Below are 26093 nucleotides of genomic sequence, written 5' to 3' on the forward strand. Positions count from 1 at the left end.
AACCCTTGAACCACCGAAGTCCCGGGGGTTAGCATGTCCGGCACGCGGCCCAGCGGAAACCAACGTCCGGCAGATCGGGAGACGGCCATGAGCGGGACACCTGCGGAGGCATCGTCGGCACAGCTGATGGTGGACCTGATCATCTCCCTGGACGGCTACGCCTCCGCCGAGGGGTGGCCCGGCTGGTGGGGCCTGGAAGGACCTGAGTACCTGGCGTGGCTGGAACAGGAAGGGAAGCAAAGCCGGACCATCCTCCTGGGCGCGAACACTTACCGGCTGATGTCCGGCATGTCGGAGGAGGCTGCGGGAGAGGGCTCCGGATACTCCGAAAATGAGGGAGCCAGCCTGACCGGCCTGGCCGCCGTGCCCAAGGTTGTGTTCTCGTCCACCCTTCAGGCGCCGTTGACGTGGCCGAATTCCGAACTGGTCACCGGCAGCGCGGTGGAGGCGGTCGCGGAGATGAAACGAACCGGCGCCGGCCCGTTCAGCACCCTTGGCAGCCTCAGCCTGTCCCGGTCTTTGCTGACGGCCGGCTTGGTGGACAGGTTCCGATTGGTGGTTTTCCCGGTGATCACCGGCCGCACCGGACGGGAGCGGATCTATGACGGCTATCCGGACGTCGCGCTCGAGATGGTGGACAGCAGGACCTTCGACGGCCGGCTCCAGTTGCTTGAGTATGTCCCCAGAGTTCTCAGCGGTCCGCCGGGTGCCCACACCGCGGAGCCGTCCCGCGGGCTGTAGCTGCAGAAGCGGAAGAAGGGGCGGATACCGTCAGGTAATCCGCCCCTTCCAGCCCCGGTGGCCTAGCCCGCGGCGACCGGAAGCGGCTCCAGGGGCACGTGGCGGACCGCGCCCTTGTCTGCGGACAGCGCGAACGCCGCATACGCGCGCAGCGCGGGGGAGACGGCCCGCTCGCGGTCGCGGGGCCGGTAGCCGGTGGTCGCTTCCAGCACTGCACGACGGCGGTCAAGTTCGGCGTCGGGCACTTCCACGGTGATGGAGCGGGAGGGAATGTCGATGGAAATCGTGTCGCCGTCCTCGACGAGCGCGATGGCTCCTCCTGCGGCCGCCTCGGGGGAGATGTGGCCAATGGACAGCCCTGACGTTCCGCCGGAGAAGCGGCCATCGGTGATCAGCGCGCACTTCGCGCCCAGGCCCAGGCCCTTGAGGAAGGACGTCGGGTAAAGCATCTCCTGCATGCCCGGTCCGCCGCGCGGGCCTTCGTAGCGGATGACGACGACGTCGCCGGCGACGATCCGTTTGCTCAGGATGGCCTCAACGGCGTCGTCCTGGGATTCAAAGACCACTGCGGGGCCGGAGAATTTGAAGATCGATTCGTCCACGCCGGCGGTCTTCACCACGCAGCCGTCCAGGGAGATGTTGCCCCGGAGCACTGCCAGGCCGCCTTCCACGGTGTGCGCGTTTTCGATGGAGCGGACGCAGCCGTTCGCGCTGTCGGTGTCCAGGGTGTCCCAGCGCTCGGACTGGGAGAATGCGGTGGCGGAGCGGACGCAGCCCGGCGCGGCGTGGAACAGCTCGACGGCGGTCTCGGTGGCCTTGCCGCCGCGGATGTCCCAGTCGTCCAGCCAGGAGCGCAGGTCAGGGCCGTGCACGGAGCGGACGTCGTGGTTGAGCATCCCGCCGCGGTCCAGTTCGCCCAGGATGGCCGGGATGCCGCCGGCGCGGTGGACGTCCTCGACAAGGTAGTCGCCGTTCGGGGCAACCTTGGTCAGGCAGGGGGTGCGGCGGGAGATCGCGTCGATGTCCTCGAGCGTGAAGTCGAGTTCGGCCTCCTGGGCGGCGGCGAGCAGGTGCAGGATGGTGTTGGACGAGCCGCCCATGGCGATGTCCATGGTCATGGCGTTCTCAAATGCGGCGCGGCCGGCAATGGCCCGCGGCAGCACGGATTCGTCGTCCCCGTCGTAGTACGCCTTGGTGATGTCCACGATCGCCTTGCCGGCGTCCTGGTACAGGTCCTTGCGGGCGGTGTGCGTGGCTAGGGTGGTGCCGTTGCCCGGCAGCGAGAGGCCCAGGGCTTCGGTGAGGCAGTTCATGGAGTTGGCCGTGAACATGCCCGAGCAGGAGCCACATGTGGGGCAGGATGTTTCCTCGATGCGGAGCAGGTCTTCATCCGAAACGGAGTCGTTCACGGCATCCGCGATGGCCGAAATCAGGTTCAGGCGCTTGCGGACGGTGCCGTCCACCAGCACGGCGGTGCCGCCCTCCATGGGGCCGCCGCTGACGAAGACCGTGGGGATGTTCAGGCGCAGCGCCGCCATCAGCATGCCGGGCGTGATCTTGTCGCAGTTCGAGATGCAGATCAGGGCGTCGGCACAGTGGGCGTTGACCATGTACTCGACGGAGTCAGCGATCAGGTCACGAGAGGGCAGGGAGTAGAGCATGCCGCCGTGGCCCATGGCGATGCCGTCGTCGACGGCGATGGTGTTGAATTCGCGCGGGATGCCGCCGGCCTCGATGATGGCGTCGGAGACGATGCGTCCCACCGGCTGGAGGTGGGTGTGGCCCGGAACGAATTCGGTGAAGCTGTTGGCGACGGCGATGATCGGCTTACCGAAGTCGTCCCCGTTGACGCCGGCGGCGCGCAGCAATGCGCGGGCGCCGACCATGTTGCGGCCGTGGGTGACTGTTCGTGAACGTAGAGGAGGCATGGAAGCAGTCAACCAGTGCGCGTGTGACGTTGGAAGACGGTGCTGGTACTAGTAGTGGGAGTGCTAGATTCTTGGGGTGAGTGATGAACGACGACGGGAGCTGGGGCAGTTCCTGCGCGACCGGCGCGGAAACCTGGTCCGGGCCGAGCTGGGGCTGCCTCCGATAGGGCGCAGCCGTACCCTGGGCCTCCGCCGCGAGGAAGTGGCGTCCTTCGCCGCCGTCAGTGTCACCTGGTACACGTGGCTCGAACAGGGCCGGGAGATCAACGCCTCGCGCCAGGTCCTCGAGGCCATCGCGCGGGTGCTGCAACTGACGGCAGCGGAGAACTCGTACCTGTTGGCCCTGGGCGGGTACGCGCCTGTACCTGTTGCGGACGTCGCTCCGCTCGAGGAAGCGCCCGCGCATGTCCAGCGGCTGCTGGATTCCCTGGATTTCCCGGCCTTCGCCGTCGCCCCGGACTGGGGCATCGCCGGCTGGAACCGTGCCTACGCCGGCCTCTATTCGCGGATTTCCGAGGTCGGCCCGGCCGAACGGAACCTGCTGTGGCTGATCTTCACGGACCCGCACCTGCGGGACATGCTGCCTGACTGGGAGGAGACGTCACGGCATTTTGTGGCCGAATTCCGGGCCGAGGCCGGAGCGCGGCTCGGCTCCGCCGCCCACACGGCGCTGATTTCCCGCCTGACCGCCGCCAGCCCCGAGTTTGCCCGGCTCTGGGCCGACCGCGGTGTGGAGCGCTTCGCCTCCCGGCAGCGGGTGTTCCTGCATCCCGACGCAGGGAAGCTGGTCTATGAGCAGCACCGGTTGGTGCCATCGGACGCACCTGAACTGCACCTGGTGATGTATGCCCCGGCGCCCGAACCCCTAAACCGCCTGGCAGCCGCACCCGCCTGACTTCCTGGCCGTTCAGAGGCCGTGCGGGGGACCGGACCGGGCGTTGAGCCACTGGCGGACCAGCCTCAGCACCTCATCGGGGTCAGCTGTGGAAACGGTGCGCGGCTCCTCGTCCGGCGCTTCGCTGTAGGTCAGCCGGGCGCGGAACCCTTGCGCCTGGTCCGGCTCGGTCCACGTCCGGATCACCAGGGCAGCCATTGCCGGGTCTGACGCGAAGTCATGGGGGACTCCTGACGGAAGATCGCCATGTGTCATTGGCCTGTCACCCTACTCTCATTCGGCGGGGTCCCGTTCAGTGGAATCCGCGGAGGCTGCCTCTGATCCTGCAGGAAAAGAATCAGCAATCGGCTTAGCTAGGCGAAAGGTTTGCTCAAGATCGCCGGGCCGGGTCGCGCCGCGCTGGTCTGTTCGCCGTGCTGGCCTGTACAACGAACACCGACCCACGGGAGACTGGCGCCATGCGCAAATTGACCTTCGCAATGAACCTGAGCGTGGACGGCTACACCGCCGCGCCCGGCGACGACCTCAGCTGGAGCGTACCGAGCGACGAGCTGTTTCAGTGGTGGTCCGACCGCGTGGGAGCGACGGACCTCGCGTTGTACGGGCGCAAACTCTGGGAGGCGATGAGCTCCCACTGGCCGACAGCCGACCAGCAGCCGGACGTCACGCCGGCGCAGGTCGAGTTCGCCCACCGCTGGCGGGACATGCCCAAGGTGGTGTTCTCCTCGGGAATAAGCACGGTCGACTGGAACGCCCGCCTGGTCACCGGCGACGCTGTCGCCGAGATCACCCGGCTCAAGGCCGAGGACGGCGGCTCCATGGACATCGTCGGGGCCACCCTCGCCGCGGCGGCCATGCGGGCCGGGCTGATCGACGAGTACGTGCTTGTGACCCATCCTGTCCTGGTGGGCGGCGGGACGCCGTTCTTCACCGCCTTAGACAACCGGGTGAACCTGAGATTGCTGGAGACCCGAACGTTTCCCGACGGCGTGGTCCTGACCAGGTACGAGACACGAAGCTGAGTGCTTGAGGGCGTCCCGTGTCAGTGCAGCCGGTCCTCCCACCCGGCAGGCACACGCCCTGCCGGACCGGGGACGGGCTGGCTGAGCGGGTGGTGCTGGGGCGGGGCCAGCATCGGCCCGTCGTAGTATTCCTCGGTGGCATAGTTCCAAAACCAGTCCTCACCCGGTTCAAAGGAACGGACAAAGGGATGGCCGGTAGCGGCAGCGTGTGCGCTGGCGTGCTGGGAGGGCGAGGAGTCACAGCAGCCGATGTGTCCACACTGGGTGCAGCGGCGCAGATGGAACCACCACCCGCCCTGCTCCTCGCAGTCGGCGCAGCCCGGGCCGCTCGGCACCGCGGCAGGATCGATCCCTGGCGGGTAGCTCATCTGACGCTCCCTTTCGCGACCGTCCACCGGTGCGGACGCGTCCTTCGCATAATAAGTGACTGAATGGATGATGCGCACGGTCAAAGGCAGCATTCGTATGGCCTATTCGGTGGCAGGCCGCCGTCGTTGCTGTTTGGTAGCTGACCGTTGTTTCTTGGCGGCGAGGTGCCGATGCTTAGAACCCCGGGTGGGCTTGGTTGCCCGGCGGCGGGGACCTTCCGGGGCAAGGGCCACGCTCACGAGGTGGGCCAGCTTGGCCAGCGCCACCTCCCGGTTGCGCAGCTGGGAACGCTGCTCAGAAGCGGTTACCCTGATCACCCCGTCGATCAGGCGTGGTCCAAGGCGTCCCAGGAGCATCAGCCGTTGGTCTTCTGACAGCACCGCCGAGTCACTGACGTTCCACAAGAGCTCCACGCGGCTGTCCGAGGTGTTGACGTGCTGGCCGCCCGGCCCGGACGAGCGCGAGAACCGCCAGCCCAGCTCCGCCGCCGGAATGGTGAGCGCGGGCGACACCTCCAAGTCCATGCGACCAGCGTCGCACACAATGCAGGCGATTGAGTCCCGGGAGCAGGCAAAGCGGTCACACCAGCGGCCACGGGTACCGCATGCCGGTGTGGTCCACCGGCAGCACCCCGTCGTGCAGTACCCGCCGGACGCGGCGCTGCAACGCGGCAACTTCGGTGTCGTCAAGGAGTTCGGCCACCTCGGCGGGCACGGCCTCGGCGAGCGGGAGGATGTCCTCGAGAAGCGCGCCGGGGATCGGTTCGCCCGCGAAGTCCCAGATGACGGTCCGCAGCTTGAAGGGCGCGGAGAAGCACAACCCGTGGTCGATGCCCCAGATCCGCCCGTCGTCGCCGCGCAGCACGTGCCCGCTCTTCCGGTCCGTGTTGTTGGCGACGTAATCGAACAGGGCCATCCGGGACAGGAAACGGTGGGTCTCGGGTGCGTCGGCGTACAGGGTGAAGTAGTGCTCGCTGAAGTCGCACTCAACGAACCACTGCAGCGACCCGATGCCCAGGGGAGCGTCCTCGCGGATCACGGTCGGCGGCACCATGCCCCACGCCAGATACTCACTGAGCAGGTAGGCCGCTCGTTCCCGGCGGTACAGCCCGGGCAGGAAATCGGACAGCGGGCGTTCGCCGGCCTCAGGCTTGTAGACCGCACGCCCCGAGTCTGCGCCGCCGGAGACCCTGACGAGGAAGGTTTCGTTGCTGCTGCGAAGGATGCGGCCGAGCAACTCCACCCGGCCTTCGCTGAGCAGGGTCAGCTCCCGGTCAGGCACCAGCCGCACCTTTTCACGGTCGGTCCCGGCTTCACGAGGGCCTCAGCCCACTCAACGGCTCGGCAGTGGAATTCACCGTGAGCACGGCGGGCGCCCTGCCCTCCACGTAGGAGATTGCCGACACGGAGCCCGGGCTGATGACAATCCGCTGGAACAGGTCCAGGTGTGTGCCCACGGCGTGGGCAAGGGCGGCCTTGATGGGGTCGGCGTGGGAAAAACAGACGACGACGCCCCCTGGGTTGGCAGCGCACAGCGCCTCAAGCGTCTCCACCATGCGTGCCTGCATCTGCACGAAGCTCTCCCCGTTGGGAAAGCGGAACGCCGAGGGATTGTGCTGGACGGTCTGCCATTGAGGCAGGCCGGCCAGCTCGGCGAGCGCGGCGCCGGTCCAGTCGCCAAAGTCGCACTCGATCAGTCCGGGGACTTCGCTCACGTCCAGCCCGCTGCGGGCGGCCGTCGGCGCCGCCGTCTCACGGGCGCGCTCCAGCGGAGAGGAGTAGAGGCCGGCCAGGGAGAGACCGGAAAGGCGGTCCGCTACGCGTTCGGCCTGGTCGCGGCCCCGGTCGGACAGATGCAGGCCGGGCGCCTGGCCCGGCAGCACCATGCCGGTGGTGGGCGTCTCACCGTGCCGGACCAGAAGCAGGAGGGTGCCCGGTGGTTCCGACGGCGGCGCCGGCTGTTCGGAAGGAGTGGATGTGATCATCAGGATCCAGCGTAATCGTTCACCACCCGCCCCGGGCAGGAATTGTGGTGAACTGCTCGATTCCCCACGGGTTCGGGGTCTACCGTAGAAGGGTGAGTGATCGCCCCGATATTTTTACCGTCGGTGAGTTGCGTGCCGCCGGCCATGTCCACAAAGACCTGCGCCTCGAAATCCGCGACAATCTGCTGGCCGCGCTCGCCGAAGGCCGCGACCCCTGGCCGGGGATGTACGGGTTCGGCCGGACCGTCCTGCCCCAGTTGGAGCGCGCCCTGCTTGCCGGGCACGACGTCGTCCTGCTCGGTGAACGTGGGCAGGGCAAGACGCGGCTCCTGCGCACGCTGGTGGGGCTGCTTGACGAGTGGTCGCCGGTCATCGAGGGATCGGAACTGAACGAACACCCCTACGAACCTCTGACCGAACAGTCCCGCGCCCAGGTCCTCACCGAAGGGGACCGCCTGCGGGTGGCATGGCGACACCGTTCGGAGCGCTATGTGGAGAAGCTCGCGACGCCGGACACCTCCGTTGCAGACCTCATCGGCGACGTCGATCCCATGCGGGTGGCTGAGGGCCGCCGGCTCGGGGACCCGGAAACCATCCACTACGGCCTCATCCCCCGCTCCAATCGCGGCATCGTGGCCATCAACGAACTGCCGGACCTCGCCGAGCGGATCCAGGTTTCCATGTTGAACGTGATGGAGGAACGCGACATCCAGATCCGCGGCTACGTGTTGCGGCTGCCGCTGGACGTCTTGGTGGTGGCCTCTGCGAACCCGGAGGACTACACCAACCGCGGCCGCATCATTACGCCGCTGAAGGACCGGTTCGGTGCCGAGATCCGCACCCATTACCCCATCGAGCTCGAGGACGAGGTTTCAGTCATCCGGCAGGAGGGCCGGCTGGTGGCCGACGTCCCGCCCGTCATCCTCGAGATACTGGCGCGCTACACCCGCGCCCTCAGGTTGTCGCCGGCCATCAACCAGACGTCGGGGGTCTCGGCGCGGTTCGCCATCGCAGGTGCCGAAACTGTGGCCGCCGCCGCCCTCCGCCGGGCCAGTGTGCGCGGCGAGGAGCAGGCAGTCGCCCGAATCATCGATTTGGAAACCGCGGTGGAAGTCCTCACCGGCAAGATCGAATTCGAATCCGGGGAGGAAGGCCGCGAAGAGGCAGTCCTTGACCACCTTCTGCGGACCGCCACCGCCGAAGCGGTGCGGGCGCATTACCAGGGCCTTGACCTGGGGCCACTCGTCGCCGCACTCGACGGGCACCGGACCGTCACCACCGGAGACCAGGTCACCGCCCGCGAATTCCTGGAAAACCTCCCGTCACTCAAAGGATCAGTTCTCTACGACGAGATCAGTGGGAGGCTGGGCGCGCAGAACGACGGTCAGCGCGCCGCCGCCATCGAACTTGCCCTGGAAGGTCTGTACCTCGCCCGGCGGATCTCCAAGGAGTCCGACGACGAGGAAACCATCTACGGCTAGCCAACCGGAGAAAGGCGAACCATGAGCCTTCACCACCGATCCTCCAAGTACGGCCGGTACGCCGGAGGGCCGGACCCCCTTGCCCCACCCGTGGACCTGGCCGAAGCCCTCGACGCCATCGCCGAGGACGTCATGGCCGGATATTCGCCCAGGCACGCCCTGCAGGAGTACCTGCGGCGCGGCGGCCGGAACCGGGAAGGGCTGGATGACCTCGCCCGCCGGGTTCAGCAGCGCCGCAGGGAACTGCTTGGCCGCCACCGGCTGGACGGCACGCTGAACGAGGTCAAAAAGCTGCTGGACACGGCCGTCCTGGAGGAGCGCAAGCAACTGGCCCGCGACGCCATGATGGACAACACCGACCGCGCGTTCCGCGAGATGCAGCTGCAGAACCTGCCCCGGTCCACGGCCGCAGCCGTTAATGAGCTTGCCTCCTACGACTGGCAGTCCGGCACCGCCCGGGAGGCCTACGAGAGGATCAAGGACCTGCTGGGCCGCGAGGTCCTTGACCAGCGCTTCGCCGGGATGAAACAGGCACTCGAAGGCGCCACGGAGGAGGACCGGGCGGCCGTGGCGGACATGCTGCAGGACCTTAACGAGTTGCTCGACAAACACCGCCGCGGCGAGGACACCGAAGCGGACTTCCAGGACTTCATGGCCAAGCACGGCCAGTTCTTCCCGGAGAACCCGCAGTCGGTCGAGGAGCTGATCGATGCCCTCGCCCAGCGCGCGGCCGCAGCGCAGCGGCTCATGCAGTCGATGTCCGCCGAGCAGCGCGAGGAACTGATGCGCCTCTCCGCTCAGGCTTTCGGCTCGCCCGGACTGATGGCACAGCTGAGCCAACTCGACGCCAACCTGCAGGCACTGCGCCCCGGCGAAGACTGGACCGGCTCCGAACGGTTCGAAGGGCAGGAAGGCCTCGGGCTGGGGGACGGCACCGGCGTGCTCCAGGACATCGCCGAACTCGACGAGCTGTCCGAACAGCTCTCCCAGTCCTACAACGGCTGGCATTTGGATGACCTGGACTTGGACGCCCTGGCACGGCAGCTCGGACAGAAGGCCGCGGTGACCGCACGCACCCTCGCCGACATTGAGCGGGCCATGCAGGACGGCGGCTACTTACGGCGCGGGGCCGACGGCGACCTGCGGCTGTCCCCGCAGGCCATGCGGCGGCTCGGCAAGTCGCTGCTGCGGGACACGGCCAAGCAGCTCGCCGGGCGGCAAGGGCACCGGGACACCCAGGTGGCCGGCGCCGCCGGCGAACAGACCGGATCAAGCCGTCCGTGGGAGTTCGGGGACGCGGAGCCCTGGGACGTCACCCGCACCATCACCAACGCCATCCGCCGGACCACGGCCGACGGCGGGGATCCGGGCAGCGGATTGCGGCTCACCGCCGAGGACATCGAAGTGGCGGAAACAGAGGCACGCACCCAGGCCGCCGTCGTTCTTTTGGTGGATGTGTCGTTCTCGATGGCTGCTGAGGGGCGGTGGGTGCCCATGAAGCGGACCGCGCTTGCCCTGCACCACCTGGTTTCGAGCCGGTTCCGGGGGGACAGGCTGCAGCTGGTCACCTTCGGGCGCTACGCCCGGAACAGGGATATCGGGGAGCTCACCGCGCTGGCGTCACAGCGGGAACAGGGAACCAACCTGCACCACGGCCTGCTGCTTGTCAACCGTTTCTTCCGGCGGTATCCGTCAATGCAGCACGTGCTCCTGGTGGTGACCGACGGCGAGCCCACCGCTCACCTGTTGCCGGACGGAGACTCGTGGTTTGATTATCCGCCCGACCCCGAAACCATCCGTGTCACCATTGCCGAACTTGACCGCCTCGGCCGCGCCGGCACCCAAATCACGTTCTTCCGGCTGGGCAACGACCCGGCACTCGAACGGTTTGTCCAGCGGATGGCACACCGGGTGGACGGCCGGGTGGTGGCCCCCGACGCCGAAGACCTGGGATCAGCCGTTGTAGGGGAGTACCTCAGGGCGCATTTCCGCGACCGGCCCTTCGGCGAAGCGGACTGGGTCTCGTAGCAATTCCCGGGCGATCCTTCACATCATCTGCGAGGATGTGGGAAGAAAAATTCCCAGGAGGATGCATGCCGTACACAGTTGATTTCAAGAACGTATCCACAATCGGCCTGGAATCGTCGCCGGTAGCGGAGGCGCTGGCAGGGCTGCGAGCCAACGAGGCACGCTACTTCAAGAACAAGTACGATCACGACTTCACCGTCCAGCCGGCGGACGAAGCGCCGGAAACGCTCGACTGGATCCACGGGATTCTCGCCAGCGAACGCGATATCGCCATCGCTGCCCGGCCGCTTGAAGTTACCTCCTTCGAGGTGGACGGTACCCGGATGGCGTACGTGTTCTATGAGTCCGGGCTGTCCATCAACGTGATGTATGGCCTCGAGGAGGGCAGCAAGCGGGCAGTAGGGTTCAAGCTCTCCGACGGTATGGAAATTCCGGAGGAGCTGGCATCAAGCTTCAAGTTCGCGCGCCAAAAGTCCAAGCTGGCAGGCACCATCCGCGGCTCCTACTTTGTGATCAAGGGCCAGCACTGACCCCGGCCAGGCCCGACCGCGGCCCCGTAGCCTCGCACCGGCGGGCTACGGTTTACCGATGATTCAATCCCGCCAACTCAGCGATGCCGTCAGCATGCGCGTGCTGCGGCCGGGGGACGCGCCTGCGCTTGCAGCCGCGTACGCGCGCAACCGTGAGTACCTTTCCCCGTGGGAGCCGGTCCGGCCTGAGGAATATTACAGCGAGGCCTGGCAGCGTGCAGACATCGCCGGACCTGGGCCTCCACCGACTCGAGGCGAGCACGCTCCTGCACAATGTCGGGTCGCAGCGGGTGCTGCAGAAGGCCGGCTTCAGGCACATTGGAATGGCACCGCAGTACCTGCGGATTGCCGGAAAGTGGCAGGACCACAACCTCTACCAAGTGATCCTGCACGACTGAACTCCGGCAAGGTGTGCAGCCCAGGCTCGCGAAACCACCCGGGCCACGTTGCGTACGTCCTGGCGTTTTTAGATGAGTCCCAGTTCGGCGAACGCGTCCACCAGTCCCTCGCGGTGCGGCGGCGCGGCAACCCGGTCCGCCAGGGCGAGGAGTTCCGGCGAGGACCCTTCGATGACGATGCCCACCCCCGCGAACGCGATCATTTCCAGATCGTTCTGGCCGTCCCCGGCGGCAATGGTGTCTTCCCGCTCGATGCCCAGCCGGGCAATGACGGCAGCGACGCCGTCGGCCTTGCTGATGCCGTGCTGGAACAGCTCGCCGGCGTGCCGCCCTTCGTTGGCGATCGAATTGGCCACCACGGCGATGCCGGCGCCAATTTCCCGCGCAAGACGCTCCATGGGGACCGGCGCTTCGAACACCGAGACTTTGGCGAAGGCAGTGGCCGCGCGGTCTGTTGTGGCGCGCACGGAGCCCAGGATGGCTGAAGAGCCTGTCGAATGCCCGTCCGGTGCACGCCGGAAATGCTCTTCGATGATGGCGCGCAGCCGCGGCTCGGCTGCCGGGGCAGCATGCAGCGAATCCTGGGCTTCAAGAATGTAGACGGCTTCGTGCCCGTCGAGGACAGCCACCGTCCGGGCTGCCAGGTCTGCGGGGAACGTGCGGTCCAGCAGGACCTCACCGTCCACCTCCGCGTAGGCGCCGGCACTTGCCACCACACCGTCAAAGCCGGCAGCGAGGATGCTCCCGGGCAGCATGGACACCGGACGTCCCGTGCAGAGCAGGACCTTGTGTCCGGCCGAACGCGCGGCCCGGACCGCCCGCAGGTGACCGTCCGGAACAACCCCGTAGTCCGCGTAGGTGCCGTCGACGTCAAGGAAAATTGCCCGGACTGTTGCCACGGAGGTGTCTTGAGGGGAAGTGGTTGGCTTGGAGCTCATGATCCCGGATTGTACCGGGGCGTTCCGGCTCGAAGGCCGGACAGCGGGCTACGATGATGTGGCTGCCGGTTCCAACCCGGCCGCAAGACCCAAGAGCAAGGAACGCTGAGATGGCACAGTCATACTTCCAGGTAGTTGTCCGCTACACGGTTAAGCCCGAGGAAACGGAAACCGTCCTCCGGCTGCTGGGCGAGATGGCTGCAGCCACCCGGGCGGAAGAAGCGAACCTCTCCTACGAGTTCTTCCAGGGCGTGGAAGACCCCACCCGGATCGTGATCCTGGAGCGCTATGCGGACGCAGCTGGCTTTACGGCCCACCGTGACTACGAGCATGTCCAGAGCATCGGTGCCGCCCAGATCATCCCGCGGCTGGAACGCCGCACCATCCAGACCTTCGAAGTCACCGAATAAGCCCGGATCCGCCTCCTCGAGGGAGGAAGTGGCGGGCCTATGTCCCTGTGGGCCGCTTCCGTGTCAGGATCAGGTATGTCCCAACGCCTGATGCTGCTCGACACCGCGTCCCTGTACTTCCGCGCCTTCTACGGCCTGCCCGACACCATTCGGCGGCCCGACGGCACACCCGTCAACGCGGTCCGCGGACTCCTGGACATGATCGCGCGGCTCACCACCGATTACCGGGCGACGCATCTGGTGGCGTGCTGGGATGACGACTGGCGTCCGCAATGGCGGGTGGACCTCATTCCGACGTACAAATCACACCGGGTGGCGGAGGTGGTGGCCAACGCCCCGGACATTGAAGTGGTACCGGACGCGCTTGAAGCCCAGCTTCCCATGATCCGCCGGGTCCTGGAACTGGCAGGCATCGCCGTTGTCGGGGCTGCTGACCATGAGGCCGACGACGTTGTGGGCACCTATGCGAGTGCGGCCAGCCTTCCCGTCGACGTGGTGACGGGCGACCGCGACCTCTTCCAGCTGGTCGACGACGACCGCCAGGTGCGGGTTATCTACACCGCGCGCGGGATGCGAAACCTCGAAGTCCTGACCGACGCCGTCGTGGTCGGCAAGTACAGGGTGTTGCCGCAACAGTATGCCGACTATGCGACCCTCCGCGGCGACGCCTCCGACGGGCTGCCGGGTGTTGCCGGCATCGGCGAAAAGACGGCAGCGGCGCTGCTGGGCGAATACGGCACCCTCGAAGGGCTGCTCGCCGCGGCGGCGGACCCGGGAAGCGGCCTGTCCGCCTCCGTCCGGTCCAAGCTCGGCGCAGCGGACGGCTACCTCAAGGTCGCGCCAACAGTCGTGAACGTCGTCCGCGACCTCGCGCTGCCGTCACTGGAGCAGGCAGGCGCGCAACTGCGGCCCGTCGCCGGGGAGCCGCGGGCGGAGCTCGAGCGGCTCGCCGGTGAATGGAACCTGGGCGGTTCGGTGGCCCGGCTCCTCGCCGCGCTCGACCTCCGGCAGTGAGAGCGCCGTCAGCGGCAACACCTCACTGACAAGCCCGTCACTGACAAGCCCGTCACTGGCGACCCCTGACTGACAAGCCAGTCTCTGACAAACGCGTCAGGGAAGGAGCTTAGGGGTGCGCGTAGGTGAGGCAATCGGCGTTGTCACGGCCGGGGCCCACATGGACCTCCGTGGCCTTGCACATCAGGTGGTCGTTGTGGACGCACTCCCCGCGCTGGCAGGCGCCGACGTCGGCCAGCACCTTGGGCAGGCCGCCGTGCATGCCGGTGTCGATGAAGGTGGCGCAGGACGCGTGGTCTTCGGCGCCGCCCACCGTGATGGCGGCGGCGTTGCAGTGGGAATGGTCGTTGAAGGAACAGTTCGCAACACTGCAGTCTGCGACGTGCGTTGTCATGGGAATCCTCCGTGTTCTGGCTGCCCGGGCGGGCTGCTCGCTCAGCCCACGGTAACGCCGCCGATCACGATCAATAAAGGCCCAGTCGTTTGACCTAATTCGTCGCGTACCTTAACTCCCTGATCTTAATCAGGGACTTTGTCAGCAGCCGGCAGGAACTGGCCGTTCCTGATCCGGGACGGCCCGCAGTCCACGGTGACGGGCGGGATGGTCCATGGTCCGCGTTCCCGCAGCGGCGGCCGGCCGACGGCGACGTGGGGCACCCAATGCGGATATCTGAAGCCCAGCGCCGGGGAGCCGAGGATAAAGTCGTCCACATTGTCCACCAGGAGTCCGTCCAGCAGGTCCCGGAGTCCCTGCACCAGGGAAACCTGGTAATCGTGGACGTGTTGCGGGACGTCCACCTCGAGTCCGGAAATCCTGCCGCCCAGGACGATCAGCCGGTCCGAGGTTCCGGCGAAGCCTGCCAGCCCAGGGAGGCAACGCAGCCACCGCACGGTGGCACGGCTCGCGTCTCCGGCGGGCGTGATGCCTTTGGTCCAGTCCTGCACGTCCTGGGCGAAGTCATCGAGGATGCCTATGTGCAGCAGGGTCAGGTGCAGCCCCTGCGGCCTGCGGAGCGACTGGACGACGTTGCCCAGTGACTCGTAGTCAGACGGACCGGAGCCGACACGGAGGACAGGAGCCTCCACCGTGATGCGGGGCGGCGCTTGCATGCGGACCTCCTCAGGCTGGCGTTCCAGTGCCATTATCCTCCGCTGCGAAACCCTCGCCCCGCGGGATCCTATTGCCGTTCAGGGCGCCATGGTGTCGAATCAAAGAAGACAATTCGGCCCGGTGGACGGCACGACGCCAGGAGGTTCCCATGTCAGTGAAGGGCGCAAAGGACGCAGCACGGACTCCGGGCCGGGGCGGGCCGGAAGCACGGCGCGGCGATGCGGCGGCAGGCATTGAAGCCGACGGTCCTGCCAACGTCAGGAACGTGGCGCTCATCGGGCACTCGGGCGCCGGCAAGACCCTGCTGATCGAGGCTTTGCTGGCCGCCAACGGCGTGATTTCACGGAAGGGCTCCATCGCCGACGGCACAACCGTCAGCGATTCGGACTCCTCGGCCGTCCGGCAGCAGCGGTCGGTGGGGCTCGCCGTGGTGCCGCTGCTCATTGGCGGGATCAAAGTGAACGTCTTGGACACTCCGGGCTACCCGGACTTCATCGGCGAGTTGCGGGCGGGCCTGCGGGCCGCCGATGCGGCCCTGTTTGTTGTCTCCGCCGTGGACGGGATCGACACCACCACCACGGCGCTGTGGGGCGAATGCGACCGCGTGGGGATGCCGCGTGCCGTGGCGATTACCAGGGTTGACCACCCCAGAGCCGATTACGACGGCGTCCTGGCCGCCTGCCAGCAGGCGTTCGGCGATGCGGTGGTGCCGCTCTACGTCCCGGTCCGGGCCGGCGGCGAGATCACGGGCCTGATTGGACTGTTGCCGGGGACTGTCGCCGAGTATTCCGAAGGAGAAACCGGCGGGCGGGCCCGGGACGCCGCGCCGGCCGAGCTCGCCGGTTCGGAAGCGGCACGGGGCCAGCTCATCGAAGGGATCATCGCCGAAAGCGAGGACGAGACCCTGATGGACCGGTACCTCGGCGGGGAGGACATCGATACTGACGTTTTGGTCACGGACCTGGAAACTGCCGTCGCCCGCGGTTCATTTTTTCCCGTGCTGCCCACCTCGGCCGTGACCGGGCTGGGGGCTGCGGAACTGCTGGAAGTCCTGGCCAGGGCGTTCCCCTCACCCCTGGAGCGGGAGCTGCCGGACGTGACAGACCTTGCCGGCGCTCCGGCGGGAGGCCTGTCCTGTGATCCGGACGGGCCCCTGGCCGCCGAGGTTGTCCGCACCACGGTGGATCCGTTCCTGGGCCGCGTCTGCCTGGTCCGGGTGTTTTCGGGCACCCTACGGGAGGACACGCCCGTTCATGTGGCCGGCCACGGGTTGGCGGCCCGCGGACACCAGGACCATGACACCGACGAGCGCGTCACCCATCTGTATTCGCCGCTGGGCGCCAACCTCCGGCCGGTGACGCACTGCGTCGCCGGCGACATCTGTGCTCTGGCCAAGCTGGGGAGTGCCGAGACCGGTGACACCATTTCCGCCAAGGACCAGCCGGTGCTCCTGTCCACGTGGGAGATGCCCGAACCGCTGATGCCGGTTGCCGTGGAGGCCGATTCACGCAGTGACGAGGATGCCCTCTCCCGCAGCCTGGCCAAGGTCGCGGCCGGGGATCCGACGCTGCGGGTGGAACGGAACGCAGAGACGCACCAGCTGATCCTCTGGTGCATGGGCGAGGCCCATGCCGACGTGGTGCTGGACAGGCTGCGGGACCAGGGCGTGAAGCTCCACACCCAGGACGTGGTAACCCCCCTGCGTGAGACGTTCGCCGGCCCCGCGGCCGGTCACGGGCGGCACGTTAAGCAGTCCGGCGGTCACGGGCAGTATGCGGTCTGTGACATCAACGTGGAACCCCTGCCGCGGGGCGGCGGGTTTGAATTCGTGGACAAGACAGTTGGCGGGGTGATCCCCGGAACGTTCATCTCGTCCGTGGAGAAGGGCGTTCGGGCCCAGATGCAGAAGGGACTGACCGCCGGGTTCCCCGTGGTGGACCTGCGCGTCACGCTGCTGGGCGGCAAGGCCCACAGCGTGGACTCGTCCGATGCTGCGTTCCAGGCGGCCGGTGCCCTGGCACTGCGGGAGGCGGCAGCGGCGGGGCGCATCCAACTCCTCGAACCGGTCTCCGCGGTCAGCATCACGGTGTCGGATGACCATGTGGGGGCCGTCATGAGCGACCTCTCGGGCCGCCGCGGACGCCTGACCGGCACAGCGTCGGCAGCCGGTGAACTGACCGAAATCAGCGCCGAGGTTCCGGACCAGGAACTCCTGCGGTACGCAGTGGAGCTCAGGGCATTGACTGCCGGGACCGGCCGGTTCCGCCGCCGCTACCTGCGGCATGAGCCGGTGCCGTCCGGCTGACGTGCGGCCACGCCGTGAACGCCTCAGCCCGGAAGATCCAACGCGTCTACCTCACCCTGACGTTGGGCAACACGCTCGCGGCCTCGTTCATCTGGGGCATCAATACGCTGTTCCTGCTGGACGCCGGACTCACCAACCTCGAGGCTTTCACAGCCAACGCGTTCTTCACCGCCGGCATGGTGCTGTTCGAAGTACCAACCGGTGTGGTCGCCGACGGCTGGGGGCGCCGGGCCTCGTTCCTCCTCGGCACGGTGACACTCGCCGTATCCACCTACCTTTACTACCTCCTGTGGCAGCTCGCAGCGCCCTTCTGGGCCTGGGCGGTGGTCTCGGTGCTTCTGGGCCTGGGATTTACCTTCTTCTCCGGAACGGTGGAAGCCTGGCTGGTGGACGCCCTGCATTTCGCCGCCTACGAGGGCGACCTGGAAACAGTACTGGGGCGGGGACAGATGGTGTCAGGCGTCGCAATGCTGGTTGGCTCCGCGGCGGGCGGCGTGATAGCCCAGGTCACCAACCTGGGCGTACCGTTCCTGATTCGCGTCGGCGTGCTGCTGGCCATCTTCGCCGTGGCGTTCCTGCTGATGCACGATGTCGGGTTCACCCCGGAACGCTCCCCGCACCCGCTGCAGGCAACCCGGGCAGTCCTGACCGCATCCATTGACGGCGGGCTCAGGAACCCGCCCATCCGGTACATCATGCTGGCAGCGCCCTTCAGCGCCGGCGTCGGCATTTATGTCTTCTACGCGCTGCAGCCCCTGCTCCTGGAACTCTTCGGCGACCCCCGGGCCTACTCCATCGCGGGCCTTGCGGCAGCCATCGTTGCCGGCGCCCAGGTGGTGGGCGGCTGGCTGGCGCCGACGCTGCGGCGCCTGGTCAGCAAGAGAACCACGGTGCTGGTGGCGACCAGCATTGTGGGCGGACTGATCCTGATGGCGCTGGGGTTCACCCGGCTGTTCTGGGTGGCGCTGCTGCTGCTGACCCTGTGGGCACTGGTCACTGCAGCAGCCACACCGGTGCGGCAGGCCTACCTGAACGACATGATTTCCTCCCGGCAGCGGGCAACAGTGCTGAGTTTCGATTCCCTCATGGGGTCCAGCGGAGGCATCGTGGTGCAGCCGCTGATGGGCCGCGCGGCCGACGTCTACGGCTATCCAGTGTCACTGGCCATGAGCGGCGTGATTGAGCTTTTTGCGGTGCCGTTCCTGCTGGCAAGCCGCCGGCGGCGCTCGCCGGCCGACACAGCCGTCGCCGCCACTGAAACACCACTCTGACCGGGTGCAGGGGCGGCTGTGGTTTGGCCTTGAGAGTGTAATTCAGGGGGAGTAACGTGACGCAAACCACACTTCGCAAAACTCTGACCAGGGAGCATCATGCCTACTTTGCGACGTCAAGTGGCTGCCGCCACAGCAGTTCTGGCCCTCAGCCTGACGGCAGGCGCCGTTGCCATCCCCGCTGTTGCGGCCCCTCGGCAGGCCGAGAAGACCGCCACCGCCACCGGGTACGGCGGAGCTGTCAGCACCGTTGACGCGGACGCTTCCGCTGCCGCCATCGGCGTTCTCCGCCGGGGCGGCAATGCGGCGGATGCGGCAGTGGCTGCTGCGGCCACCCTGGGCGTGACCGAGCCGTACAGCGCCGGGATTGGCGGTGGCGGTTATTTTGTTTTCTACGATGCCAAGTCCGGCGAAGTCCAGACCATCGACGGCCGTGAGACGGCACCGGCCACCATGCCCACAAACGCATTCATCAATGCCGCCACCAACAAGCCCTACTCCTTCGCCGAACTCGTCTCCAGCGGCGTCTCCGTCGGCGTCCCGGGCTCACTGGCCACGTGGGAGAGGGCACTGAAACGGTGGGGCACGCTGGAGCTTGGCGACGCCCTCCAACCTGCCATCGATGTGGCCCGGGACGGCTTCATCGTGGACGACACGTTCCGCCAGCAGACCCTCGACAACAAAGTCCGGTTCTCGGCGTATACCCCGACCAGGAGCCTCTTCCTGCCCGGTGGCGACGCTCCCGCCGTCGGAAGCGTCTTCCGCAACCCGGATCTTGCCGCCACGTACCGCCTCATCGCCGCGGAGGGGACTGACGCCTTCTACTCCGGTCCACTGGCCGAGGAGATGGCGTCAACGGTGCAGGCTCCGCCGAAGGACCCCGCCTGGGTGCCGCCTGCCGGCGCGCCGGCAACCAGCATCCCGGCCTTCCCGGGGTACCTGACGACGGCTGACCTCGCCGGCTACACCACACTGGACCAGGACCCCACGCACGTTGAGTACCGCGGCTACGACGTCTACGGCATGGCGCCATCCAGCAGCGGCGGCACCACGGTGGGTGAGGCGCTGAACATCCTGGAACCGTTCAACCTGGCCGACATGCCGACGGCGGCGGCGCTGCACCACTACCTCGAAGCCACCGCGCTGGCCTTCGCGGACCGCGGGAAGTATGTCGGGGACCCGGCGTTGGTTGATGTCCCCACCGGCATCCTCACCGACCCGCTGTTCGGGAAGGCGCGGGCCTGCAACATCAACCCTGCAACGGCCGCTGCCAAGCCCGTTGCGGCGGGGGACGTGTCCAAATACGGCGACACCTGCCCGGTGGCGCCGGAAGCCGCTGCCCGCGGGACGGACACCGAGAACATCTCCACCACCAACATGACCGTCGCCGACAAGTGGGGCAACGTAGTGGAGTACACCCTCACCATCGAGCAGACCGGCGGTTCCGGCATCGTGGTTCCGGGCCGAGGGTTCCTGCTAAACAACGAGCTTACGGACTTCTCTTACGACTCCACCAACCCCAAGGACCCGAACCGGGTGGAACCCGGCAAACGACCGCGGTCCTCGATGTCGCCCACCATCATCCTCAAGGACGACGAGCCGTTCCTCGCACTCGGGTCGCCCGGCGGATCCACCATCATCACCACCGTCCTGCAAACGATCCTCAACCGCTTGGACCTGGGCATGAACGTGTCAGCGGCAATCGCGGCTCCGCGTGCCTCGCAACGGAACACCGCCACTGTCACGGCCGAGCCCGGGTTCATCAGTGCCTACGGCAGCGCCTTGGCTCCGTACGGGCACAAACTGGTGCCGGCCGGTGACGCGTTCACCTCCGCCGCCGAGATCGGCGCCGCCACCGCTATCGAGTTCGGCCGGCACGGGCGCATGGTGGCAGCGGCCGAACCCGTCCGGCGCGGCGGCGGGTCGGCGATGGTGGTCAGACCCGCACCGTGACCCGTCGACCGGGCCTTCGGGGGGCGCCACCGGGCCGTTGTGGCGCCACCGCTGCGTACCGGCGCTACCCGGCCATCCCGGGGCGGACCGCAACGAACTCTATTCCGGTCTGCACCTTCTTCTTCGGCCCGCGCGAAAAGCCCTTGGCGTCGAGTTGGTTCTGCACACGGTACTCCGCCAACGCCGCATCGTAGATCCCGTTGAGCCTGCTCCCCATGAACTCTTCCTGTGAGCCGTCGTTGAAGGTGATGGTCACGGGGGTGCCGGCCGGAAAATGCCTCTTCATGCGGATGAAGCCTTCGGAGTCCTGCTGGAGGTGGATCACGGGGGTCCTGCTTTCATGATGGATGACTTCCAGTCTGACGCATCGGGCCGCGCCCGGGCTCACGCCGTTCTGCGGAGAGCGGCGACAATGGACGGGTGAGTTTCCCGAACAGACCAGACGACGCCCAGGCTGACGCCGCTGAACAGGGCCCCTTCGAGCAGGGCACCTTTGAGCAGGCCAACTTGGCGCAGGGCACCTTCAACTTGGGCGTGATCGGAACCGGCCTGGCTTTCGCAGCGTCGCTTTCCGAGCTGGCCGGGGTGCTTCGGGCGGGCGGGGCGGCAGGGACGGCAGTGGTGCAGGCACCGCCGGGGACGGGCAAAACCACACTGGTCCCGCCGCTGCTCGCCAACCTCGTCGCCGGCTCGGGGCCCGCGGCAGCCGATGCGGGGTTGCGGGTGGTAGTCACCCAGCCGCGGCGCGTCGCTGCCCGCGCGGCGGCCCGGCGCCTGGCCGCCCTGGACGGCACCCCGGTGGGGGACCGCGTCGGCTACACCGTCCGCGGAGAACGCAAGGCCGGCCCGGGCACCCTGGTGGAGTTCGTCACCCCTGGAATCCTGCTGCGACGGCTCCTGGATGATCCGGGGCTGGAGAGCACCGGCGCCGTCATCTTGGACGAGGTCCACGAACGCGGCCTCGAGACCGACCTGCTGCTGGGCATGCTCAGTGAGGTCCGCCAGCTCCGCGGGGATCTGACCCTGGTGGCCATGTCCGCAACCTTGGACGCGCCCCGCTTCGCCGCGCTGATTGGAGGGCCCGCAGTGGGAGACCAAACCGTCGCCGGAGCAGGGCACGACGACGGCGCGAGGCCGGCTGCCGTCGTCGACTGCCCGTCAGCGCTGTACCCGCTGGAGGTTCAATGGGCTCCGGCAGCCACCGCGCGGCTGGACGGGCGCGGAGTGGCACGCGGGTTCCTCGACCATGTGGCGGACACGGCGGCCGCTGCGCACGCCGCCGGTCTGTCCCGGAATCCCGGTACCGATGCCCTCGTGTTTGTCCCCGGAGCCTGGGAAGTTTCCTACGTTGCGGCCCGCCTCCGCGGCAGGGCTGCACCCGGGACGGAAGTCCTGGAGCTCCACGGCCAGGTCAGCCCGGCCGAACAGGACCGGGCCGTGTCCGGGCGCCGGCAGGGCGGCCCGGCGCGGATCATCGTCTCCACCGACCTGGCCGAATCCTCCCTGACAGTTCCCGGCGTGCGGCTGGTGATCGACTCAGGCCTGACCCGTGAACCGCGCAGGGACGCCAACCGCGGCATGTCCGGGCTGGTGACGGTCTCCTGCTCCCGGGCCTCGGCGGAACAGCGGGCCGGCCGTGCCGCCCGACTGGGACCGGGGCGTGTAGTGCGCTGCTACGACCAAAAGGCCTATGGTGCCGCTCCGGCGCACGTCACCCCCGAAATCAACGTCGCCGACCTGACGGGCGCCGCGCTAACCCTGGCCTGCTGGGGGTCGCCCGGCGGGCAGGGGCTGGCGCTTCCGGACGCACCCCCGCCGGCGGCCATGGCGGAGGCCACCGAAGTGCTGCGGGAACTGGGTGCCGTCGCCGCTGACGGTCACCCCACCCGCCTGGGCCGGACGTTGGCCAGGGTCCCGGCGGATCCCCGGCTGGCCCGCGCGCTCCTGGACGGTGCCGTGACGGTGGGCCATCACGCTGCGGCGGAAGCGGTGGCACTGGTGGCGGGGGACCAGCGGGCCCCCGGAGGCGACCTCACCGCCTTTCTTTCCGCCCTCCGCGTCGGCAGGGAGCCCTCCGCCCGCCGATGGACGGAGGACGTCCGGCGGTTGGAAAGCATCGCGCGGAAGGAAAGCGCCGCCGTCGGCCCGTCCATTGTCACTGCTCCGGTGACCCCCGCCGAGTACCTGGGCGTCGTCGTCGCGCTGGCGTACCCGGACCGGGTGGCGCGCCGGGTGCCGGGGGACGGGCCGGCGCGCTACCTCCTGTCCTCCGGGACGCGGGCGGGTTTGCCGGCGGGCACCCCGCTGACCGGGTACGACTGGCTGGCCGTGGCGGAGGTTTCGCGCGCTGCGGGCAGGGACGCGGCCGGAACCGGTGCGCTGATCCGTTCCGCCGCTCCGCTCACAGCCGATCTGGCGCAGGCCGCCGCCGGGCACCTGCTCAGCGACACCGTCGAAGCGAAATTCAGCCAGGGCAGGGTCACGGCCCGGCAGGAACGGCGGCTCGGGGCCATCAGCCTGTCCTCCACCCCTGTCCGGCCCTCGCCGGCCGAGGGGCGGGCCGCAGTGGCCCGCGCCCTGTCCGGGGAAGGGCTGGGAATCATTGGATGGTCGACGGCGGCGGATGCGTTGCGCCGCCGGCTCGCCCTCCTGCACCGCGAACTTGGTGCGCCGTGGCCTGACGTGTCCGAGCAGGCGCTGCTGGCGGACCTGGACAGCTGGCTGGGGCCCGAACTCGACAAGCTGGCCGGCGGGGCTGCCGTCAGCGGCATTGACCTCACCGACCCGCTGCGGCGGTTGCTGCCCTGGCCGGAGGCCGCCCGCCTGGGCGAGCTGGCACCGGAGGCACTGAAGGTGCCCAGCGGATCGATGGTCCGGATCGACTACCCCGAAGCGCCGGACAGTGCAGGGCCGGGCGGCACCGGCGGGCCGGACGCGGCCGGCTCTGGCCGGCCGGTTGTGGCGGTTAAGCTGCAGGAATGCTTTGGTTGGGCCGAGAGCCCGCGGTTGGTCGACGGCAGGGTTCCGGTGCTGTTCCACCTGTTGTCGCCAGCGAGGCGGCCGCTGGCGGTCACGGACGATCTCGCGTCCTTCTGGTCCGGGCCCTATTTGCAGGTGCGGGCCGAGATGCGGGGCCGCTATCCGCGCCACCCGTGGCCGGAGGATCCGTGGACGGCGCAGGCCACCGCCAGGACCAAAGCCAGGATGTGAGCCCTTCAGTAACTCAGCCCGTTCAGTAATTCAGCCGTGGGTCCGCATGAATTCCGTGACCGCCGGAGCCAGTGACGCGCCGATCTCGGCCGCATCACGCTTTTTGCCTGCCACGGCAAAGGAATGATCGCCGCCGTCGACCCACTGCAGCGCCGCTGACGGGCCGATCCGTGACACCACCCCTTCGAGCAGCTCGTGCGTTGCGAAGGTGTCGCGGGAACCCTGCAGGAACAGCATGGGCAGGGTGAGGCCGTAGAGGTGTTCGTCGCGGATCTTCTCGGGTTTGCCCGGTGGGTGCAGCGGATACCCGAGGTAGATGAGCCCGGCAGCGTCCATTCCCTCCGCGACAGCCATGGAGGCCATCCGCCCGCCGAACGACTTTCCCGCGGCCCAGACCGGGCCAGTGTCCCCGTGGGTCGTCGCCTGCCGCGCGGCTTCGTCCATGGCAGCACGCCAGGTGGCGATGGCCGCCGGCGGCCGGTCCGGGAACTTCCGCCCCGCCTCACGGTAGGGGAAGTTAAAACGCAAGGTGGCGACGCCGTCGTCGTTCAGTCCGCGGGTGAATCCGCTCATGAAGGGATGCTCCATGCCCGCGCCGGCCCCGTGCGCCAGGACCAGCGTGGCGAAGGGGCGCTCCGGGCGGGCGTAAATTCCGGAAACCTCAAGATCGCCGGCGCGGATGGTGACAGGGGATTCAACTGGGGGCATAGGTCCATGATGCCGGATCAGGAGCGGCCGCGCGCCGGGTACTGACTCGGCGGGCCGTGCAGTGTACGTTGTCCCCATGGCGAGCGAACAGACCACCATCACTGTCCCAGGACCCAACGGCGAGCGCGACATGCGCATCTCCAGCCCCAGCCGGATTTTGTGGCCGGAGCTGGGCCTGACCAAGCTTGACCTGGCGCGCTACACAGCGGAGGTGGGGGAGGCGTTCATCGCTGCCAACGGCGGCCGGCCCGTTGCGCTGCAGCGGTACTCGGACAACGTTGAGGGCGAGCAGTTTTTTTCCAAGAACCCGCCCAAGGGAACCCCCGACTTCGTTCGCTCGGTCAAGGTTACCTTTCCCAGCGCGCGTTCCCATCCTATGCTCGTCCTGGACGAGCCTGCCGCCGCGGTCTGGGCCGTGCAGATGAACACAGTGGTGTTCCATCCGTGGCCATCGCGTGCGGAAAATAATGACAACCCGGACCAGCTCCGGATCGACCTTGATCCCCAGCCCGGCACGGACTTTGACGACGCCGTCCCCGCCGCTCTGGGCCTTAAGGAGGTGCTGGCGGAGGCCGGCCTGGAGTGCTTCATCAAGACCTCCGGTAACCGCGGGCTCCACGTCTATGCGCCAATTAAGCCCCTGCATGAGTTCCTGGAGGTGCGGCACGCCGTGATCGCGGCCACCCGCGAGCTGGAACGCCGGATGCCCAAGAAGGTCACCACCTCCTGGTGGAAAGAGGAGCGCGGCGAGAAGGTGTTCCTGGACTTCAACCAGGCCAACCGCGACCGGACCATCGCCGGCGCCTAAAGCCCCCGGGCCCTGGCCCATGCACCGGTGTCCTGCCCCGTCACCTGGGAGGAACTCGAAAGCATCAGCCCGAAGGATTTCACCATCCTCACCGTCCCGGACCGGCTGAAATCCGTGGGCGATCCGTGGGCGGACATGAACGCGAACCCTGGCACCATCGACACTTTGCTGGGCTGGTGGGACCGCGACGTGAAGGCGGGTCTGGGCGAGCTGCCGTTCCCGCCGGACTATCCCAAGATGCCGGGCGAGCCGCCCCGCGTGCAGCCAAGCCGGGCCCGCAAACAGGATTAAGGCCTCTCCCCAAATTAGGGCCGCTTCGAACCTAGGGCCTATTCGAAGCGGGACGGGTCTCCGGCGCCGCGGCGCACCACTTCGGCCACACCGCTGGAGAAATCCACTACCGTGGTGGGCTCGGACCCGCAGTCGCCCGCATCGATCACCGCGTCCACCTCATGGTCCAGCCGTTCCTTGATCTCCCACCCCTGGGTCAGCGGATCCTCCTCGTCGGGCAGCAGCAGCGTGCTGGAGAGGATCGGCTCGCCCAGTTCAGCCAGCAGGGCCTGAACCACACGGTTGTCCGGGATGCGCACGCCCACGGTCTTTTTCTTGGGGTGCAGCAGCCGGCGCGGAACTTCCTTGGTGGCCGGGAGGATAAACGTGTAGCTGCCGGGCGTGACGGCCTTGATGCTCCGGAACACGTCATTGCCGATGTTCACGAACTGGCCCATTTGGGCGAAGTCCTTGCAGACCAGGGTGAAGTGGTGCTTGGCATCGAGCTTGCGGATGGTCCGGATCCGGTCCAGCGCCTCCTTGTTGCCCAGCTGCGCGCCCAGGGCATAGCAGGAGTCCGTGGGGTACGCGATCAGGCCGCCGTCCAGCAGCATGCTGACAGCCTGCGTGATTGCACGGGGCTGGGGATCGTGGGGATGAACGTCAAAGTATCGTGCCATGCTCCTGAGCCTACGTCCCGCTGCCCTATAAGTGCACGG

25 protein-coding genes and 1 pseudogene are annotated in these 26093 nt (G+C 67.8%); 14 read left to right on the plus strand and 12 right to left on the minus strand.

The features are described 5' to 3' along the window. The first annotated feature begins 87 nt into the window (after positions 1 to 87). A complete protein-coding gene (locus NQJ30_RS15985; protein WP_255771061.1) occupies positions 88 to 741 on the plus strand; it encodes a dihydrofolate reductase family protein in 654 nt (217 codons plus the stop codon). Between the two features lie 62 nt (positions 742 to 803). Here NQJ30_RS15985 and ilvD read toward each other — a convergent pair whose 3' ends face one another. Continuing rightward, the gene (ilvD, locus tag NQJ30_RS15990; protein ID WP_255771063.1) at positions 804 to 2669 is read right to left on the minus strand and encodes a dihydroxy-acid dehydratase; all 1866 of its coding nucleotides are present in this window, start codon (positions 2667 to 2669) and stop codon (positions 804 to 806) included. Positions 2670 to 2745: 76 nt separating this feature from the next. Between ilvD and NQJ30_RS15995 the strand changes: the two genes are divergently transcribed. Next, complete coding sequence (locus NQJ30_RS15995) at positions 2746 to 3564, plus strand: helix-turn-helix transcriptional regulator (RefSeq protein WP_255771065.1); 819 nt, start codon at positions 2746 to 2748, stop codon at positions 3562 to 3564. Positions 3565 to 3576: 12 nt separating this feature from the next. On the opposite strand, the gene NQJ30_RS16000 is transcribed toward NQJ30_RS15995, so the two are convergent. After that, positions 3577 to 3819, minus strand: coding sequence for a hypothetical protein (locus NQJ30_RS16000; protein ID WP_255771066.1), 243 nt, complete (start codon positions 3817 to 3819; stop codon positions 3577 to 3579). 203 nt (positions 3820 to 4022) lie between these two features. Between NQJ30_RS16000 and NQJ30_RS16005 the strand changes: the two genes are divergently transcribed. Beyond that, entirely contained in the window at positions 4023 to 4586 is a 564-nt protein-coding gene (locus NQJ30_RS16005) for a dihydrofolate reductase family protein (RefSeq protein WP_255771067.1), read from the plus strand. Positions 4587 to 4606: 20 nt separating this feature from the next. Here the strand turns inward: NQJ30_RS16005 and NQJ30_RS16010 are convergent, their stop codons facing one another. The 4 genes from NQJ30_RS16010 to NQJ30_RS16025 form a co-directional block, all read right to left on the minus strand. Continuing rightward, entirely contained in the window at positions 4607 to 4954 is a 348-nt protein-coding gene (locus NQJ30_RS16010; protein WP_255771068.1) for a UBP-type zinc finger domain-containing protein, read from the minus strand. Positions 4955 to 5056: 102 nt separating this feature from the next. Next, positions 5057 to 5479 (minus strand): alternative ribosome rescue aminoacyl-tRNA hydrolase ArfB, encoded by a 423-nt coding sequence (gene arfB, locus NQJ30_RS16015; protein WP_255771070.1) that lies wholly within the window; start codon positions 5477 to 5479, stop codon positions 5057 to 5059. A gap of 55 nt (positions 5480 to 5534) precedes the next feature. Next, entirely contained in the window at positions 5535 to 6236 is a 702-nt protein-coding gene (locus NQJ30_RS16020) for an SCO1664 family protein (RefSeq protein WP_255771071.1), read from the minus strand. Positions 6237 to 6267: 31 nt separating this feature from the next. Further along, on the minus strand, positions 6268 to 6939 hold the full coding sequence (locus NQJ30_RS16025) for an MSMEG_4193 family putative phosphomutase (RefSeq protein ID WP_255771072.1): 672 nt from the start codon (positions 6937 to 6939) through the stop codon (positions 6268 to 6270). Positions 6940 to 7031: 92 nt separating this feature from the next. On the opposite strand from NQJ30_RS16025, the gene NQJ30_RS16030 reads away from it, so the two are divergent. The 4 genes from NQJ30_RS16030 (at position 7032) to NQJ30_RS19090 (ending at position 11376) form a co-directional block, all read left to right on the plus strand. Then, complete coding sequence (locus NQJ30_RS16030) at positions 7032 to 8420, plus strand: sigma 54-interacting transcriptional regulator (protein WP_255771074.1); 1389 nt, start codon at positions 7032 to 7034, stop codon at positions 8418 to 8420. Positions 8421 to 8441: 21 nt separating this feature from the next. After that, positions 8442 to 10448, plus strand: a complete 2007-nt coding sequence (locus NQJ30_RS16035; protein ID WP_255771079.1) for a vWA domain-containing protein — start codon at positions 8442 to 8444, stop codon at positions 10446 to 10448. Between the two features lie 65 nt (positions 10449 to 10513). Further along, positions 10514 to 10978 (plus strand): phage tail protein, encoded by a 465-nt coding sequence (locus NQJ30_RS16040; protein ID WP_255771081.1) that lies wholly within the window; start codon positions 10514 to 10516, stop codon positions 10976 to 10978. Between the two features lie 215 nt (positions 10979 to 11193). Beyond that, positions 11194 to 11376, plus strand: a complete 183-nt coding sequence (locus tag NQJ30_RS19090) for a GNAT family N-acetyltransferase (protein ID WP_308215262.1) — start codon at positions 11194 to 11196, stop codon at positions 11374 to 11376. A gap of 68 nt (positions 11377 to 11444) precedes the next feature. On the opposite strand, the gene NQJ30_RS16050 is transcribed toward NQJ30_RS19090, so the two are convergent. Then, complete coding sequence (locus NQJ30_RS16050; protein WP_255771083.1) at positions 11445 to 12314, minus strand: HAD-IIB family hydrolase; 870 nt, start codon at positions 12312 to 12314, stop codon at positions 11445 to 11447. Positions 12315 to 12424: 110 nt separating this feature from the next. Between NQJ30_RS16050 and NQJ30_RS16055 the strand changes: the two genes are divergently transcribed. Then, positions 12425 to 12724, plus strand: coding sequence for a putative quinol monooxygenase (locus tag NQJ30_RS16055; RefSeq protein ID WP_255771084.1), 300 nt, complete (start codon positions 12425 to 12427; stop codon positions 12722 to 12724). A gap of 75 nt (positions 12725 to 12799) precedes the next feature. Beyond that, positions 12800 to 13738, plus strand: coding sequence for a 5'-3' exonuclease (locus tag NQJ30_RS16060; protein ID WP_255771085.1), 939 nt, complete (start codon positions 12800 to 12802; stop codon positions 13736 to 13738). 109 nt (positions 13739 to 13847) lie between these two features. Here the strand turns inward: NQJ30_RS16060 and NQJ30_RS16065 are convergent, their stop codons facing one another. Next, positions 13848 to 14132 carry a DUF1540 domain-containing protein gene (locus NQJ30_RS16065; protein ID WP_255771086.1) on the minus strand — a complete coding sequence of 95 codons (285 nt, stop codon included), beginning with the start codon at positions 14130 to 14132 and terminating at the stop codon, positions 13848 to 13850. A 125-nt stretch (positions 14133 to 14257) separates the two neighbouring features. After that, on the minus strand, positions 14258 to 14848 hold the full coding sequence (locus NQJ30_RS16070) for a hypothetical protein (RefSeq protein ID WP_255771088.1): 591 nt from the start codon (positions 14846 to 14848) through the stop codon (positions 14258 to 14260). 149 nt (positions 14849 to 14997) lie between these two features. Between NQJ30_RS16070 and NQJ30_RS16075 the strand changes: the two genes are divergently transcribed. The 3 genes from NQJ30_RS16075 (at position 14998) to NQJ30_RS16085 (ending at position 20378) form a co-directional block, all read left to right on the plus strand. Continuing rightward, positions 14998 to 17154 (plus strand): elongation factor G-like protein EF-G2, encoded by a 2157-nt coding sequence (locus NQJ30_RS16075; RefSeq protein ID WP_255771090.1) that lies wholly within the window; start codon positions 14998 to 15000, stop codon positions 17152 to 17154. Between the two features lie 14 nt (positions 17155 to 17168). Next, entirely contained in the window at positions 17169 to 18425 is a 1257-nt protein-coding gene (locus NQJ30_RS16080) for an MFS transporter (protein WP_255771092.1), read from the plus strand. 99 nt (positions 18426 to 18524) lie between these two features. Continuing rightward, a complete protein-coding gene (locus tag NQJ30_RS16085) occupies positions 18525 to 20378 on the plus strand; it encodes a gamma-glutamyltransferase family protein (protein ID WP_255771094.1) in 1854 nt (617 codons plus the stop codon). 64 nt (positions 20379 to 20442) lie between these two features. Here the strand turns inward: NQJ30_RS16085 and NQJ30_RS16090 are convergent, their stop codons facing one another. Further along, positions 20443 to 20703, minus strand: coding sequence for a hypothetical protein (locus NQJ30_RS16090; protein WP_255771096.1), 261 nt, complete (start codon positions 20701 to 20703; stop codon positions 20443 to 20445). A 182-nt stretch (positions 20704 to 20885) separates the two neighbouring features. Here NQJ30_RS16090 and hrpB point away from each other — a divergent pair, with 182 nt between their 5' ends. Then, positions 20886 to 23588 carry an ATP-dependent helicase HrpB gene (hrpB, locus tag NQJ30_RS16095; RefSeq protein WP_255771147.1) on the plus strand — a complete coding sequence of 901 codons (2703 nt, stop codon included), beginning with the start codon at positions 20886 to 20888 and terminating at the stop codon, positions 23586 to 23588. A gap of 30 nt (positions 23589 to 23618) precedes the next feature. Here hrpB and NQJ30_RS16100 read toward each other — a convergent pair whose 3' ends face one another. Further along, on the minus strand, positions 23619 to 24296 hold the full coding sequence (locus NQJ30_RS16100; RefSeq protein WP_255771098.1) for an alpha/beta hydrolase family protein: 678 nt from the start codon (positions 24294 to 24296) through the stop codon (positions 23619 to 23621). Between the two features lie 76 nt (positions 24297 to 24372). Between NQJ30_RS16100 and ligD the strand changes: the two are divergent. After that, positions 24373 to 25395, plus strand: a pseudogene (ligD, locus tag NQJ30_RS16105) (non-homologous end-joining DNA ligase). A gap of 38 nt (positions 25396 to 25433) precedes the next feature. On the opposite strand, the gene NQJ30_RS16110 reads toward ligD, so the two are convergent. Further along, positions 25434 to 26054 carry an L-threonylcarbamoyladenylate synthase gene (locus NQJ30_RS16110; RefSeq protein WP_255771101.1) on the minus strand — a complete coding sequence of 207 codons (621 nt, stop codon included), beginning with the start codon at positions 26052 to 26054 and terminating at the stop codon, positions 25434 to 25436. Between the last annotated feature and the right edge of the window lie 39 nt (positions 26055 to 26093).

It is taken from the genome of Pseudarthrobacter sulfonivorans (assembly GCF_024391045.1).
GTDB classification, from domain to species: Bacteria; Actinomycetota; Actinomycetes; order Actinomycetales; family Micrococcaceae; genus Arthrobacter; species Arthrobacter sulfonivorans_B.